This is a genomic window from Methanosarcina baltica (assembly GCF_055394095.1).
The window spans coordinates 187196-202685 of record NZ_AP042463.1 but is presented as its reverse complement, the minus strand read 5'-3'; the positions used below and the strand labels follow the sequence as shown (position 1 = coordinate 202685).

12 protein-coding genes are annotated in these 15490 nt (G+C 45.5%); 2 read left to right on the top strand and 10 right to left on the bottom strand.

Annotated elements, in window-relative coordinates; all coding sequences use genetic code 11:
- Positions 1-6: 6 nt before the first annotated feature.
- From pspAA to ACZ5QV_RS01115, 7 genes are all read right to left on the bottom strand, one after another.
- Positions 7-285: a PspA-associated protein PspAA gene (gene pspAA / locus ACZ5QV_RS01145; protein ID WP_464600847.1), complete on the bottom strand. Its 279-nt coding sequence runs from the start codon at positions 283-285 to the stop codon at positions 7-9.
- Positions 282-995: a PspA/IM30 family protein gene (locus ACZ5QV_RS01140; RefSeq protein WP_464600846.1), complete on the bottom strand. Its 714-nt coding sequence runs from the start codon at positions 993-995 to the stop codon at positions 282-284. The genes pspAA and ACZ5QV_RS01140 overlap by 4 nt, the downstream gene beginning before the upstream one ends.
- A 740-nt stretch (positions 996-1735) precedes the next feature.
- Complete coding sequence (locus ACZ5QV_RS01135; protein WP_464602137.1) at positions 1736-2851, bottom strand: DNA topoisomerase IV subunit A; 1116 nt, start codon at positions 2849-2851, stop codon at positions 1736-1738.
- A 44-nt stretch (positions 2852-2895) separates the two neighbouring features.
- Positions 2896-4764 (bottom strand): DNA topoisomerase VI subunit B, encoded by a 1869-nt coding sequence (locus ACZ5QV_RS01130; protein ID WP_464600845.1) that lies wholly within the window; start codon positions 4762-4764, stop codon positions 2896-2898.
- 186 nt (positions 4765-4950) lie between these two features.
- Positions 4951-5127, bottom strand: coding sequence for a hypothetical protein (locus tag ACZ5QV_RS01125; protein WP_464600844.1), 177 nt, complete (start codon positions 5125-5127; stop codon positions 4951-4953).
- A 184-nt stretch (positions 5128-5311) separates the two neighbouring features.
- Entirely contained in the window at positions 5312-5539 is a 228-nt protein-coding gene (locus ACZ5QV_RS01120; RefSeq protein WP_464600843.1) for a hypothetical protein, read from the bottom strand.
- Between the two features lie 1609 nt (positions 5540-7148).
- Positions 7149-9110 carry a sensor histidine kinase gene (locus ACZ5QV_RS01115; RefSeq protein WP_464600842.1) on the bottom strand — a complete coding sequence of 654 codons (1962 nt, stop codon included), beginning with the start codon at positions 9108-9110 and terminating at the stop codon, positions 7149-7151.
- A 26-nt stretch (positions 9111-9136) separates the two neighbouring features.
- Between ACZ5QV_RS01115 and ACZ5QV_RS01110 the strand changes: the two genes are divergently transcribed.
- Positions 9137-9346: a hypothetical protein gene (locus ACZ5QV_RS01110; protein WP_464600841.1), complete on the top strand. Its 210-nt coding sequence runs from the start codon at positions 9137-9139 to the stop codon at positions 9344-9346.
- A gap of 375 nt (positions 9347-9721) precedes the next feature.
- The gene (locus tag ACZ5QV_RS01105) at positions 9722-11386 is read left to right on the top strand and encodes an IS1634 family transposase (protein WP_464599431.1); all 1665 of its coding nucleotides are present in this window, start codon (positions 9722-9724) and stop codon (positions 11384-11386) included.
- A 229-nt stretch (positions 11387-11615) separates the two neighbouring features.
- On the opposite strand, the gene ACZ5QV_RS01100 is transcribed toward ACZ5QV_RS01105, so the two are convergent.
- The 3 genes from ACZ5QV_RS01100 to ACZ5QV_RS01090 form a co-directional block, all read right to left on the bottom strand.
- Positions 11616-12677 carry a transglutaminase-like domain-containing protein gene (locus ACZ5QV_RS01100; RefSeq protein WP_464600840.1) on the bottom strand — a complete coding sequence of 354 codons (1062 nt, stop codon included), beginning with the start codon at positions 12675-12677 and terminating at the stop codon, positions 11616-11618.
- Positions 12678-12702: 25 nt separating this feature from the next.
- Entirely contained in the window at positions 12703-13950 is a 1248-nt protein-coding gene (locus ACZ5QV_RS01095; RefSeq protein WP_464600839.1) for an ABC transporter permease, read from the bottom strand.
- Between the two features lie 114 nt (positions 13951-14064).
- A complete protein-coding gene (locus ACZ5QV_RS01090) occupies positions 14065-15417 on the bottom strand; it encodes a COG1361 S-layer family protein (protein WP_464600838.1) in 1353 nt (450 codons plus the stop codon).
- Positions 15418-15490 lie beyond the last annotated feature (73 nt).

The window sequence follows — 15490 nt, the reverse complement described above, 5'->3', positions numbered from 1 at the left end:
ATTACATCAATCTTCAAAAATTCCAGACCCTGTAAATACGTCCTTTGCTTCCTCAAAGCTCAGGTCCTCGGGGGGGACAATGATGTCGGACTCCAGGAGTTCTTCCGGCATGAGGGGTTTTCCTTTTGCCCTGATCGTGGCAGTCAATTTTGAAAGTTCCTGCCTGAACTCATCATCCCGACCCTCTGCCACAAAGTTAACGATCCGGTTGTCCATCCCGTTCAGTTCGTCGTAAAGCTTTCCGGGTATACGGAACTGCCCTTCTCCCATTATCCTGATGATCATTCTCCTTCCCCCTTTCCTGCTTTAGCTCTGAGTTTTGCGAGTTCGGATTCGATATTGCTCTCCATGCTGATTTTGGATAACTCCCTCTCGACTTTGTCCTGGCCCCGGCTTGTGATGTCCTCGAGGGTGCCTGCCTCCATTAATTCGTCGAGAGCCTGCGAGCGGGCTTTCATATCATCCGTTTTATTCTCTGCCCTCTCAAGGGCCAGGCCCACGTCGGCCATTTCTTCACTTATTCCGGAAAAGGACTCATTGATCCGGACCTGGGCCTCGGCTGCGGAGTACTGGGCCTTGATGGACTCTTTCCGGGTCCTGAATACCTCTACCTTGGTCGAAAGGCGCTTTTCGGAAATAATGAGTTTTTCTTCCTGCTTTTCAAGTTCAAGGATTTCCGCGTCAATTCCCTCGACCTGCTGCTGGTAGGCGGCCTTTCGCTCAAGGGCAAGCCTCGCAAGGTCTTCCCGGTTAGCCCCTATTGCTTCTTTTGCCTGTTTTTCAAGCTTATCAATGTTCTTCATAAGCTTTGCCCGCTGGAGCTGGAGGCGCCTTTTGGAACTTGTAACCTCGACAACCCCTCTTTTCACGTTCTGGAGCAGTTCGAGTTGCTTTTCGTAAGAATAATCCAGAGTCTCTCGCGGGTCTTCCATCCCTGTGAGCATTTTGTTCATCTTTGACTTAAAAACCGTCTCCATTCGCTTCAGTAACCCCATGATCTCCTCCTCTCCATATTATAATAATCAATAGATGGCATCCAATTTATACACTTCTTTGTATTAATATTGGAGAAGTTTCATTCCGAGAAAATCCAGGACTTTTAATGTGGATATTTTTTGCAACATGCAAATTTTAAAATAGTTGTTACTAAATACTTCAAAATAGAGTATTTTGGTGGTTCATTTGTATTCGGTTTATATTATTTTTAGGAACGAGTCAAATATACTCATTCAGCTTTAAAATTTGGAATTTTGAAGTTTTTCATCCAAAATCACTATCAAGAGGACTTTCAACCCCGGGAAACACGGAAGGACACGGAAACCGGCCTGACGACAGGTGAGTATTCCGGGACTTTATATAATCGATTCAAAACCCATTGGGGACAAAACGCCAGAACAACCGTACTTTTCGTTCTCCGTGCTTTTCCGTGGTTTGAATACACACACCAAACGTCTCTACCATAAAAACACGGGCAAAAGGCATATTGTAAATTGAAACATCAAAACATCAACCATGTAGTCCCGGACGACCAAACTTTCCACTCCGAGCCTGAGAAAACAAAAATTCAGAACTTCAAACCCGGCCGATTTTTGTAAAGAGGAAAAAGGAAGGGGGGCCTGCCAGTCTGGAGTCCGCAACGTTTTTCGACATTCCATAATTCCGTACCCGGTAATTGAACTCGATTTTCCAGAGTCCGGGATCCGGAATGCTGAACTCGATTCACAAAATCCGGGAATTAAATCAGTCCCACATCCCTCAGCCTATCAGGCAGATACACCTCGGTCACAAAATCAAGGCCTTTGCCTGCAAAGGCCTGCTGTTCGGCCTTTTTCCCTATACTGAGCTGGAGTTCGATCTGCTCTTTCCAGTACGCGGACTTGAACCGGGGATCGGAAAGTTCGCTCCTGAGAGCGCTTATGTCCTGTTCGGTCAGTTTGTCCGTGGAAAGTTCGTATTCCACGATATCCGAGGGCTGGAGCCCCAGGAACTTTGCCTTCGGGGTTGCCATGTACTCTGAGAGGTGGGCGCTTTTTATGGCCCCGTAGGCAACTGATGCAAAGATCCTGTAGGACCAGGGATCTCCGTCCGTAAAGACCGCGACCGGGATTCCGAGTTCCTCGTTCATGCGTTTCATGATCCTTCTGGTTGACCGGGCAGGCTGGCCCTTGAGGTGGACCAGGATTGCGTTATGGGCCTCATCAAAGCCGTTTTCTATCAACCTTGCGTACATCCCACCGGTTTCTATGGCCAGGATCATGCTCGCATCGTGCTCTTTGAACTCGATGTTTTCCACATTGAAGGGGATCTGGTAGCCCCCTTCCCCGATGTCCTTCTGGCAGTGGATTGTCCTCTCCCCGCGCTTGGTCTGCTCGCAGATCTCAATGGGCCCGAACATGGTGGCCCCGTCTTCCTCGGGCCGCATGTGGAAAAACTCCCTCTGGAGGCTGGTCAGGAGTTCCAGGTCCTCGATAAGCCGGTCGCTTTCGGCCTGTTCCTTGAATTTGGCAACGTCCCAGCCTTCCGAAATATAGTAAAGTTCTCGGAGGGTCGAGCCCCGGTTCTGGGCCAGGTGCTCGTTTATGATGAAATCCGTGGCATAGGTGGTTTTGAGGAGCTGAAAGGCTCCCTTTACGGTCTTTGCACTCCGTTCGCTTTCCCGGTTCCCGTAGACCCAGACATCGCTTTTGTCACAGTACTCGATGTTGGCCTTAGTCCGGCTCGGGAGGCTGACGTTTGGCACGGTCTCGTTTTCGAACTGGGAATAAATCTTTTCCGCAAGCTCCAGCAGACGCTCCCTCGCAAGCCTGTCTCCCGCTTCCTTTTTTTCATCTCTCGTATTTCTGTCTCCCATTCTCGTAATTCTGTCTCCTGTCCCCGTATTTTTATCTCCCGTCATTAAAAGACCCTCTTTATTGCCTTTGCTCCGGTTACCATTTCTTCCTCAAGGCCTTCCACAATCAGTTCCGGAAACGTTGCGATTTCCTCCGCGGAAATGGCTTCCAGCCGGTAGGAAAGTACTTTTGAAGAACCCACGGCAGCTGTAAGCTCCCAGATATAATCGTAGTCTTTTCCCATACTGACAACCTTCGGCTCCGGCTTTGCATCCAGTATCCTGTAAGGGTGCATGTCGTGGACCTTGAAAGTTTGAGCCGAAGTTCCGAAATTCTTCACCTTCACCGCGACCTCGCCGCTCCCGTCTTCCATAAGTTTCACATTCCGGCTCACCAGCACGTTGCCCATGATTTTTGCGACAACCGGGTTTATGTCCGGAACTTCCCGTTCAAGGATTCTGGCCACCTTTAAGGCCATCTTCGGGAGTACTTTGTTTATGATAATCTCCTTTTCCTTTCTCTTCTTGAGGTTTTTCTGCTTGCTCAGGTAATGCTTGAGTTTCCTTGCGACCTCTTTTACGGCAAGTTCAACCTCGTCCTTTATTATCGGGATATCCGCAATTGCGTCCTTTGACTCCGAGGTAAAGGGCACATTGGTGGATGCCACATGTATCAGGAGAATTCCGGGCCCGGTCGGAAGCCCCCCTCCCGGCTGGTTCAGGTCATACTGTTTCCATTTGATGTTTTCAACCGCATGCGTTGTCACGCAGGCCCCCTGCTGGTAGAGGAGAGGGACCCGGTTGGCAAAACGCATGATGCTGATTTTATCATCCCTGGCAAGCTTTCCGCCATAGGCGAGCCCCACCTCCACGACAAAAGGGCTTCCCGAATAAACAGCCGGTTTCCGGGTGGTCGTTGCGATAAAATCAACGCTGACCTCCTTTTCAAGTCCCCGAAGAATCAGCTCTTCTCCTATGGGGGAAAGGCAATCGGTCGGAGGAGCCATGATCTTTACCTTGTGGAAGGCCTCGATGAGTTTTCTGGCATCGTGCCGGGAGAGGGCATGAGGGTCGGTTTCGGGGTCAAGACCTGCGGCCTTGCAGAGCTCATCGGCCGTGTAGAGCCCGATTTTGCAAAAGGAGTAGCGTAAAAAAGGGGCAAGTCTCTGCCGTTCGGTATTGTGCAGCATTTTCAGAAGGGTGCCCAGTTCGATCCCCTCAGGATGGGGCAGGATTTCCTCGGCAGGCTTGGGCATTTTATCCGTCGCCCGTTCAAAGATTTCCTCGTTTCCGTCAGGTTCGATCAGGGTGATCCTCGCGTGGGGGTTTACGATGGCTGTTGCCTTCAGGTACTCGTAAACGGACTGGCGTCTGCCCTTAACGTAAGAGGCTTTCATCTCAAGTTCTATCTGGGTCCCGTGAGGCCTGAACCATTCCGCTATTTCGTCTTTGAGGATATCGGGTTCGTTGGTCCCGGTGTTGATCATGAGTTCATAGTAGTGGGCCGGGTTCTCAGGGCCGGTTCTGGAAAGGATCTTCGTGTGCCTGCCTGCGGTCATCTGGGCGTAGAGGACGGCCGCCGAAATCCCAATCCCCTGCTGCCCCCGGCTCTGTTTCAGGGCGTGGAAACGAGAGCCGTAGAGAAGTTTTGCAAAAACCTTCGGGATCTGCTCTTTCACGACTCCGGGGCCGTTGTCCTCCACTATAATCGTGAGGTATTCCGGGCCCGTCCTTTCGATCTGGACCAGGAGGTCGGGCAGGATGCCGGCTTCCTCACAGGCGTCAAGGGCGTTGTCCACGGCCTCCTTGACTGTAGTTATAAGGCTGCGAGGGGCCGAATCAAAGCCCAGGATATGCCTGTTCTTTTCAAAGAATTCCGCTACACTTATTGATTTCTGTTTTTTGGCAAGTTCTTCTGCAATGGGAATTTCCATGATAACCTCAGCAGGGTCCCCCTAACTTTAGTGGAAGAAGGAATGCGTCAACACTGCGGGGGGTTCCCGGTTTTCTTTGTTTTGTTTAACAGGGCACTTTGGAGTTGACCCAACAGAACCCTTTGCCGTACTTTACAGTTTTGACTTTCTTACTGTTTGCCGATTTGCCTGATTTTTTTCAGGATATCAAAGACTCACATATTTTTCGTAGCTTGTAGTTCCCACTACATAATACAAACTTCCTTCGTATTCTATAGGATCCATAGCTTGAACAGGATAAGGTCTTTTCCGGATGTTGTGTCTTCCTTTCCCTGTTTTTCGAAGCCTGTTCGTCCTGTCCTTTCCAAAAATATCTGAATTCACAATTCCTGAAAAATAGTTATGAGTTCGACTTTAAAAATACAGGATTTTTAGATGTACATTCCATGAATCTATATAAGCGTTACTCCAGAAACAGAGTGCTGTAACACTATTAATTCAAAAAAAGTCTGGATTTAAAGAATTAAAAAAAGAAGAAACGTTTTGAAAATATCTTTCGGTTAGCCATTTATTCATTAGACGGGTCGCTGCTTCCGGCAACAAGAGATTTGCCGATTATGATTGCAATGATTGAAGCCAGGAGTGGAAGTAAAATAACCATCAATAAATTCCCTTCGTCGGCATATTTAAACATAAAATAAAACAGGAGAGTGCTTAGCAGTATTCCGACAGCCAGCAAAAAAATTGCTCCCCCCCCATACACCTTTTCAGTCTCAGTACCCATATCTTTACCCATATATATCGACCCCACTCGATCAGGTTTCCCAATCTTTCAGGCAGAATGCCTGTGACTTTAGTCATGGGAGGAATGCCGTCAACTTTCAGGCATTCCGTTCCACGTTTGAATATCTCCAGTCTGTTTTTGAAACAAGTCAAAATTACGCCGTTGAACAAAAAAACAGTAGTATGGGATTGTATAAAGCACCATTTTGTTGATATGGCCCCATACACCTGGTTTTATATTTCAATTGTGTAACTACTTTAATTACTGCATTTTGCAATTTCAGAAAATGCATCTGGTTTGAAAAATTCTTTAATATTAGATGATACAGTCAATTATTTATAACTTTTGGGGAAGTAAACCCCTCTACACATTAAACAAATTTATAATCATTAATCTTTAAAAGTGTTGATAGATCACGAATTATAAGCATCACACTAAAACAGTATACACTACCCTTTTTTTCAGTTTAAAGACGGAATATATTTACTTCTTCAAAGTCGTAAACACATGTTTTTTGCTTGCTGCTACTATGCAAATATCTTATTAAAAAAAATTGCAAATAACATATAAAAAAAATAACATATACATGTGAACTATATAATCATTTAAAATAAGTTTATATTAATACGACACTAAACTATATAGGTAAATTGATATAAGATTAAATTAAATTATAATGTGGGGTAAATTATTTTAAAAAGACGGTTTCTATATTTTATAAATAAATTAAAGTGTTGATGTGATATAAACTATAAAATTAAAAACTGAAGAGAAAACAGAATTCAACATTAAAGAGGATTAAGTGTTGAAAAAATAAAATCCAAACCTTATTATTTGGATGTAATTTTAGACAGGTGATTCTTTTATTATCCCTGTACTTTCTCTGCGTGTTTATCCTGCCAACACTAAACCTGAAATTCAGATGTTTGAAATTCAAAAGAACTAAATGTTTTAAATGGGGGGAATTATTTGCAAAAGATAAAATCCGAATCAACAGACGGGGATTATTTGCAAAAGGTAAAATCCAAGTCATATTATTTGGACGTGATTTTTATACAGGTTGTACTTTTGTTGCTCCTGTACTTCCTCTGCGTGTTTATCGTGCCGACAATAACCTGAAGGGCAGGTCAACTACCCCTGCCTGAAACCTTCGGTTTTAGAGTAAGGGGTATTCTGCTGATAGATATAAAAAGTATTAAAAGGAGGGGGATTTTGAAGGGATTCAGGATAAAGATCGAATCATGGTTTGTAGACCTTGTCTTCATGCATGTGATGTTTATAGCAATCTTCTACTTTGTCTATGTATTTATAGTACCCACGCTGGTTCCAGCGTGAATGCTGTCAATTACCCCGCCTGAAACCTTCGGTTTTAGAGTAAGGGGTCTTCTGCTACGAAAGATAAAAAGTCCTGATTACAATCACAAACTATTGTAAATTTGTTATATAAACTGTTCTTTGCTTGATGGATTAACACTAACAGGGTGTAGCACTGCACCCTCTGTCCCATCTGCAAAAGCATAAGGGAATTACTTTTCTAACCAGTATTCCGGGCTGTTCTGAGGTCCCGTCTACCTGCATATGGCCCGCAGGGCCCTTAAAAAAGTTTAAAAAATGAAAATGTTTAAAATTCAGAAAAGGGAAGGGAAAAACCGAATGTGCTTCCCTTCCCGTCCTCACTTTTTACCCAGACGTAGCCTCCATGAAGCTGTACGATCTTTTTTACCAGAGCCAGGCCAAGCCCCGTTCCCGAGTACTTTTTGGAGTAAAAAGAATCAAGCTGGCAGAACGGTTTGAAAAGCTTCTCCATATTTTCCTTCGAAATGCCGATTCCCCTGTCCTTTACCTCGACCCTGAGCATCTTTCCCCTCCGGCCCACCTCGACCTCGATAAGCCCGTTTTCGGGAGAGAATTTGACGGCGTTACTCAGGAGGTTATAGAGGACCTGCAAAAAACGCCTTCTATCGACATGGAGCCGGGAAATTTCCCCGGAAATCCTGAACTCAATAATAATATTTTTTTCTGAAACCAGAGGGGCCATCTGGGCTTTTATTTCTTCAAATACAGCCGGAAGAGGGAAATCCTCACACTCCAGTTTCAGCTTTCCGGTCTCGACCTTTGAGATGTCCAGGATTTCGTTAATCAGGCCCAGGAGGTGTTTCCCACTCCTGGAAACGTTTCCCATGTACCTGAGCTGTTTTTCGTTCAGCTCCCCGAAAATCTGTTCGGAAAGGACCTCTGAAAAACCGATGACCGAATTAAGAGGGGTCCGGAGTTCATGGCTCATATTGGCCAGAAACTCGCTCTTGGCCCGGGAAGCCTGCTCAGCCTCCAGTTTTGCCTTGATAAGTTCCCTCTCCCGTTTCCTTACCTCCGTGATCTCGATGCCTGTAAGCAGCATTCCCGCAAGTACTCCTGCTTCGTCCCGCACAGGAGCTGCTTCAATTGCCCAGGTACTTTCCTCCAGACCCATACACTCAGAAACCCCGTTTTCTCCTGTCTCTCCGGCTTCCGTGAGACAGGCCTTCAATACCTCATAGCTTTGAAGCCAGGAAAAATCTTCATGTCCCTTTCCTACAATGTCTTCAAGTTCCGTTTTCAGGTATTCAAGCGCGGCCCTGTTGGCCCAGGCCACCCGGAGCTCGGGGTCCAGATATACAACTATTTCTTTAAGCGAGTCGAGAATGACCCTTTTCTCATGCTCCTTTTCTTTCAATTCCTGCTTTGAAAGGTTGACGTTTTTCAGCATTTCGTTAACTCCTGAAGATAATCTGGAAAGCTCATCTTCCCCTTCAATTTCAAGTTTCTTCGAGGAGTCACTTTCCCCCTGTGTACCCTCTAAGAAATTGTCAATGGTGACCAGCCTTGAAACTATGAATTTATTGAGCCCATGTCTAATCGCAATCCCCGTAACGGTTACTGTTAACAAGAGCAAGACAAGTATGAAAGCAAAGACTTTATTTCCCAGAGCATAGAAATCCCTCGGATAATCTGTCCTGAGCACCACCGCAGGGTTTCCTTCAGGGTCTTCCAGTACGAAGTAACCTGCTATCCTCTCTTCTCCAAGAGGAAGAACTACAATCTCGTTGTCGGTCTCGTTTCCATTCACATTTCCGTTCTCGTTCCCGTTCTCGTTCCCGTCTCCGCTCAGAACTTCCGATACCCCTTCCGCAAAATCGGGAGGTATCTCCCCGTCAAGCCTGCAAATAGAAAGAGACGAGTATGTCGGCAGATCGGTTTTGTTTCCAGCAGTTTCGAGAAAAATGCTGTCCAGGTATTTTCCAAGGATTAGTGTTCCTTCTACCGTAATGTTTTCCGAGCTGTCCAGGCTGTCCGAACTGTCCGAACTGCTCAGTACAGGTTGGGCCGATATAAGCATGGGGCCTTCTTCAAGGAGCACGACTCCTTCCATACTGGCCTCGGGATCCAGGACAGGGAGTTTTTCCCAGGCTATTTTTTCAAGGATTTCCTCTGGAACAGGTCCCGTTTCTCCACTGTTAAGGCCCACGGTTTTTGAATAGACAGTTTCCCCGGAATTATTAACGAAGAGTATCATATTTATGCCAAATTGTTCCAGTTTATTCATTCCGGGCCGTGGCTGAAAATCGCCAGGTGAAAGCTGATCAGCAGAACCGGACGCAAATCCTTGAGGAAAACGTTCCTGAGGTTCTAATTCCTGAGGTGCTAAATCCTGAGATACTAATTCCTGAGGTGCTAAATCCTGAATATATTGTTCCTGAGATGATAATTCCTGAATATACTGTTCTTGAGAGGCCCATTCCTGAGCTATTGAATCAAGGAAAAAACTTTCCTGTGCAATAACATTCCGGATTGCCTGCGTATCCTGTACTGTTTTTTCCTCTTCAAATTCGGAAAAACTCGAGAGTAGGATGCCATGGGACCCGACTGCCAGGACCAGGACCAGAAGGCTGAACATAGAAATAATGATAATCTGTACTTTTTTGCCAATATCCATCGTAATCCCTGTTTTTATTCAAAAAAGGAAACCTATCTTCATTCTAACTCAGCTTTCAAAGAAGAGCTATTTTTGCCTTGATTTGCCACAAAAATCAGTGGCAAGGAAGATCCGTTAAAAAAAATATTTGTAAGGCCTAAGTTCTAAATTACATTTAAAAAGCCTATTGTATCTGTTTTTTGAAGAAATATCTTTATATACGTAGAACCTAAATTTATATCATGGTTTTTTTAAAACAGAAAATAATCAACGGTAAAAAATACTGGTATATTATTAAAACTGGCAGAATTGATGGAAAAGTGAAAACTATATTTCAGATATATTTAGGCAATGCCGAAAAAATATTTGAAATGAAAAAACAGAGTGAATCATTGCCCTACATGAAACTGAAATCTTTTGAGTACGGCAAACTTGCCGCACTTCTTCATGTGAATGAAGAGCTTGGATTCGTTGACATAGTGAACAAGCACACTATGAAAAAATCAATCGATGGTTTAAGTGTCGGAGAGTATCTTTTACTTGATATAGTGGGGAAATCTCATGGAGTTTTAAGTGAAAACGGTATTGGGGAATGGTTCAAAAAATCGGCCTTATCTTTTAAGTGGAAATTCCCTCATAAATTAAATTGTCAGAATTTTTTGAATCATATGAATTACATTGATTCCGACACAATGAAAAATATTGAAGACGATTTGTGCCGAGTTCTCATCGAAAAAGGACTAACCCCTTCAGTACTGTTTGTGGATGAATCAAACTGGTTCACTTATGCTACCAATTATGATGAAAAAAGTGAATTGCTTCATAAAGGGTATAACAAAAAGCATCGTAAAGACAAAAATCAGGTATCTGTAGCGCTGGCTGCTAATGATTACAACTTACCTTTTATTCACGAGACATATCCAGGAAATGTGCATGATTCAGAGGAATTTTCAGGTCTGGTTGACAAAATAGTAAACCGTCTAACCGAATTGAATATTTGTTCGGAAGACCTTGTTCTTGTTTTTGATAAGGGAAACAATTCAAAGGACAACATTGAAAAAGCAACTTCAAAGATGAATTTTGTAGGGGCTGTAAAAGCAAATCAGGCAGATGATCTTCTTGAAGTGCCATTATCTAAATATCAATTTTTATATGAAAGCTCAGAAGGCCACAAAATTTATGGCTATCGGACAAAGCATCAGTTTTACGGGACAGAATTTACAACAGTAATTACTTTCAATGAAGGAACTCACAAACTTCAAAAAAGAACTTGTGAGTCAAATATGTCAAAAATAACTGAGAATCTGGAAGACCTACAGAGGAGACTGGAAAGCAACAGAGGAAAAGCAAGAAACAGGAGCAGTGTAGAAAAAGAGGTTGCAGACATTATTATCAAAAAATACAGAAGTATGGTGAAATATGAAATTACTGATGCTCCTGAAGGTAAGAAAAAACCTCAGTTAAAGTTCTGGATTGACGAAGAGAATAAAAATAAGCGCGAAAATTCATTAGGAAAAAATATACTATTTACAGATAAGCACCGTTGGCACACTAAAAAAATTGTGCAAACATACAACAATAAAGGCGCTATAGAGGATGATTTTAAGCTATTGAATGATCACCTGCTTGTCCCTGTGGGACCGGTGTACCACCACAAAGATGAAAATATCAAAGTTCACGTATTTCTGTCTATAATTGGCTTACTTTTCTACAGATATTTAGCCTGGGAGACAAAGAGATATGGTCTTTCTATGAGAAGACTAATTGAAAATTTGTCCGAAATTAGGCTGGCAGTTATCCAGGATAAAGAATCAAATAAGTGTAATATTATTCTGGAAGAGATGAGTACAAAGCAAGCATCATTATTTTCTTTCTTGAACTTGGGTAATTACCTGCCACCCCAATAAAAACGTCATCAGTAGGATTATTCATTCCTTAGGCCCACACAAACAAAGCCGCTTGATAACGGAAAAACATGCATCTTTGAAAGTAAAGTCTAAAGTTTCATACAAAAAAGAAATATGAGGGGGAGTAAGGTCCGTTATCCTGTCCCGGCCCGAAAAAAGGGAAGAGATAGAGAAGGCTTTCTTAGAATTGCGGCCTCATCCAATTCTTCTGGAAGTTTTCAGAAGAGCTTTAGAGGTAACTTTCCGGACTTTCAGCCCAGAAGTCAGGCACATCCCCGGTCCCTTCTCCGACCTCTGTGAAGTAGAGGTTGTTATAATAGTACCAGACCTCAAGAGCCGGATACTCCCCGGAACTGTAATAACCGTATTCTTCCCCGGAAGCGTCCACTGCCAACAGTTCGGAACTTTCGTCGTCGTAATAAGGCCCACCTGTAGCGTCTAAGGAAATCCATTCCCCGGCTTCATAAACCTCGACCCAGGCGTGCCCACCTGTTCCGCTTCCAAAATTGACATCTCCTACGGCCACCCGGACCGTGCTCTCATCGTATTCCCCGGAGGCGATCAGGAGGGACGCAAGAGCGTTTGCCTGTTCCTCACAATCGCCTGCTATCCGGCCGGAGGCAGGATTTGTGTCATAAGCCGGAGTATCTTCCAGAAATTCGGTCGGAGTGAGCCATTTTTCATCCGTGTCGTGGAGGGTCTCGTCCGAGACCCAGACCCAGGAAAGGGCAGCTTCATAGATCTCGTACTTATCATCAAGCCCATTTTCTTCCAGATAGGACTCTACAGCTTCAGCATCAGGGGTGACATACTGTTGGAGAGATTCTCCATCCGTCCAGAGGGTCTGTTCTTCCAGGAACTCTCTCAAATCTTCCCTGTCCATAACTTCTCTTCCGGAAGGATTTTCGCTCTGTGTAAAGGGGTTTACGTGCTCGTTTCTTTCACTTCCCGAAGCAGGTCGGGTATTCCGGACGACGTTTCCGTTTCTTCCCGGCCCCGGCATGTTGAAGCGGTTGCTCTGGGACTGGCCACTGTTCTGGAATTGACCCGTTTCCCTTCCGTTGGCGGTAACATTCGCCAGTTTGAACCGTTGCATTTCCGGCTGCCGGCCTTCGATAGAGAACTGGCCAAACAGAACCGGATTTATCCAGTATTCCGGGCTGTTCTGAGATCCTTCGATTTCCGAGGAGGCCTGTCCTGTAAGAGAATCCGCAGTTTCAGCCAGGCCACAGACAGGCCCGGAGGCTGTGAGGACGAGGACGGCCAGGAGAAAAATTGCCATTTTTTTCATACTTTATCCCGCACTCGTTTTTTCCTCACTCATACCTGAGTGCATCCACAGGCTTCAGTTTCGAGGCCCTGTAAGCCGGAATAGCTCCTGAAAGCACTCCTATCAAAACGGCGAGTGCAAGCCCGGAAGCCATCAGTTCAAACGAAAGGCCTGTACTCGTTGCCTCCCCTCTTGTCATGCTTACTCCCAGCAAAGGAAGCAAAGTTGAACCGCACGCTCCAAGCGCTACTCCAAGGATGCCCCCCACCAGGCCAACCATGGCGGAGTTGCAGATGAAGATCATCAGGATGTCCCGGTTTTTTGCACCTATGGCTTTCATGGTTCCGATTTCTTTTGTCTTTTCCAGGACCGACGTAAACATCGTATTTGCGATTCCCACGGCTCCTACCAGAAGGGATACGCCCGCGATTGCCCCCAGGAAAAGGGTTATGGAATCCGTCATCTCGGTCATCGATTCGGCCATGGTTATCGAGGCGGTAACGGAAAAGTCCTGGTCCTCTTCCTGGTGTATCTGACGGGAGACCATGAGTTTTTCTTCGATTTCATCAGCAACGGTTTCTACAATGTCCTCACTTTCGGCCTTCACCTCAACTGAATCAAAGACGTCTTCTTCCGCGTCTTCAATCAGGTTCACCGCGGCGTCAATAGGCATGATTATTTTTTTGTCGTCTCCTCCGCCTTCTTCCTCAAGGATTCCAACGACCCTGACGGACTTGCCGTTAACGGTTATCACCTGGTTGACCCCGATATCCTGGTCGTAAATTTCTGTTGCGACCTTGCTCCCTATAACCGCGACATAATTATCCGAAGGTTCAAGCAGCCTTCCGGACTCGGCTTCGAGGCTGGTCATGTACTGCCAGACCTGAGGATCCACGCCTGTAATTGAGAGGGTTGCTGTTTCTCCAGTGTAGTCCACTTCCTCACTACCCGAGATCTGGCCGTCTATGTACATTATGCCATCTATGCCCTGGATTGCATCAATATCATCATCGGTCAGGTTGGAATCCGTGCTCGAGCTGCTACCACCTCCTCCTCCGGGTCCTCCCCCACCCATTCCGGAAGAGGCTTTTGACGCTCCCGGGGAAATGGATATGCTTGTCAGATCCATATCGGCAAGCTGGTTCTGGACCTCATCTTCCATGGCGTTACCGAGGGCGATGATACTGACCACCGAACCCACCCCGATAACAATTCCTATAATGGTCAGCCAGCTCCGGAGTTTGCTGTGCAGGAGGATGTTCAGACCCATTTTCAGGTAAGTTGCGCTCCTCATTGCGCGTCCCTCCAGTTTTCAGCCTTTTTTCCGCTCTTTTTTCCGCAGATATTTTTTCCGCATTTACTGCTTTTTATCTTCATTTTTTGCACTCCAGAGCAGCCGATTGGGACTTCAGATGCCCTTGTTTCCGGAGTTTTTCTTTTCGGAGTTTTTTCCCTGTTTCTGCCTGCGGTAAAGGAACACGCCTGCTCCCGCGACTACAACTATCAGAGCGTAGCTGATGTATGAAGTACCACTGCTGCCGGAATTGTTTGCTCCCGACCTGCCTGTGCTTCCATCCGTTCCGGTTGAGGCCGTCATCTGGACCGGCACTTCCTTTTCAACCGAGAGCCTTTCTCCTTTAGCATCCGTGTATTCAATCTGGACCTTCAGGGCCTGGCTGCTTTCGGAGCTTGCGGCTCTGGCAGTTCCTTCGGAAGCTTCGTCGGAGTCTGCTCCTGAATCTTCTCCGGTGTTTCCTGTGCTCATTACATCAAAAGATGTGATTGTGTAGTCTCCTTTCTCAAGGTTTCCCACAATTTCCGAGGAACTCCCGGTTGTCCTGTACCCGTCCTGTTCCGGGATGGACACTTTCACGGAGTAGGCCTCGTTGTTGCCCACGTTTGCTATGGAAAGGGAGATTTCGCCCATGTCACTTTCTGAGAAAGATACGTCAAAGTCGGTTTCTCCACCCACGAAAAGTCCCGCGGTGGTCTCCATTGAGGTGGATTCGGAATCGTAGTCCTCAAAGGTCAGGTTTATGTCAAGAGTGTAAAGCCCAGGCACCGCGTTTACGTCGGCCATGATTGAGTAGGCCACGGTAACGGATTCATCGACTTCGAGGTACTTGATGTACTTTGTATTGTCCGAGCGGACCGGAAGGATTACTCCATCATGGTCACTCCAGGAGAGGACCAGGTTTTTCAGGGGGGAGTTTCCGGTGTTTGTGATGATGAATTCCAGAGGTTCTTCCTTTGCAATATCAATGTTTGCTGTGTTGATGGTCAGGATCTGGGCGTATTCCATTCCCCGGACATCGAGTTCAATGGTTTCGGTGCTGCTGAAGGTTTTTGTGCTGGAGCCGTCTTCGTATTCAGCGCTTGTCTTTATGTCCACCTTATAGGTCCCTTCAGGCACGTCAGCATCGGTTTTGAGTTTGAATTTCAGGATGGCCGAGTCGTCGTCATCGTTTCTGGAATTCAGGTAAGATACATCTTTTTCAAGGCTCTCTCCTGAAACTTCACTGAAGGGATAAAGGCTTGAGCTCGTCCCTTCAGGCACAATCTCAACAACAATATTTTTCAGGTCCTCGTTTCCGGTATTCTGCACGCTGACCGTAAGCTCCATGGTCTCTCCGGGTCTGGCAGGGTCGGGGTTCTGATTGATCAGGCTGATGGATACATCAGGCCCGGTGGTGGCTGCAAGAGCGGTAAATGAATTCAAAGGCAAAATCAGTAGAAGCATCAATATGCAAAGTTTCTTCATGAACATCCTCCATTTTTTTAAGTATTTTTAAAATATTTTATTCAAATTATTTTATTGATGATATCTTTTTAAA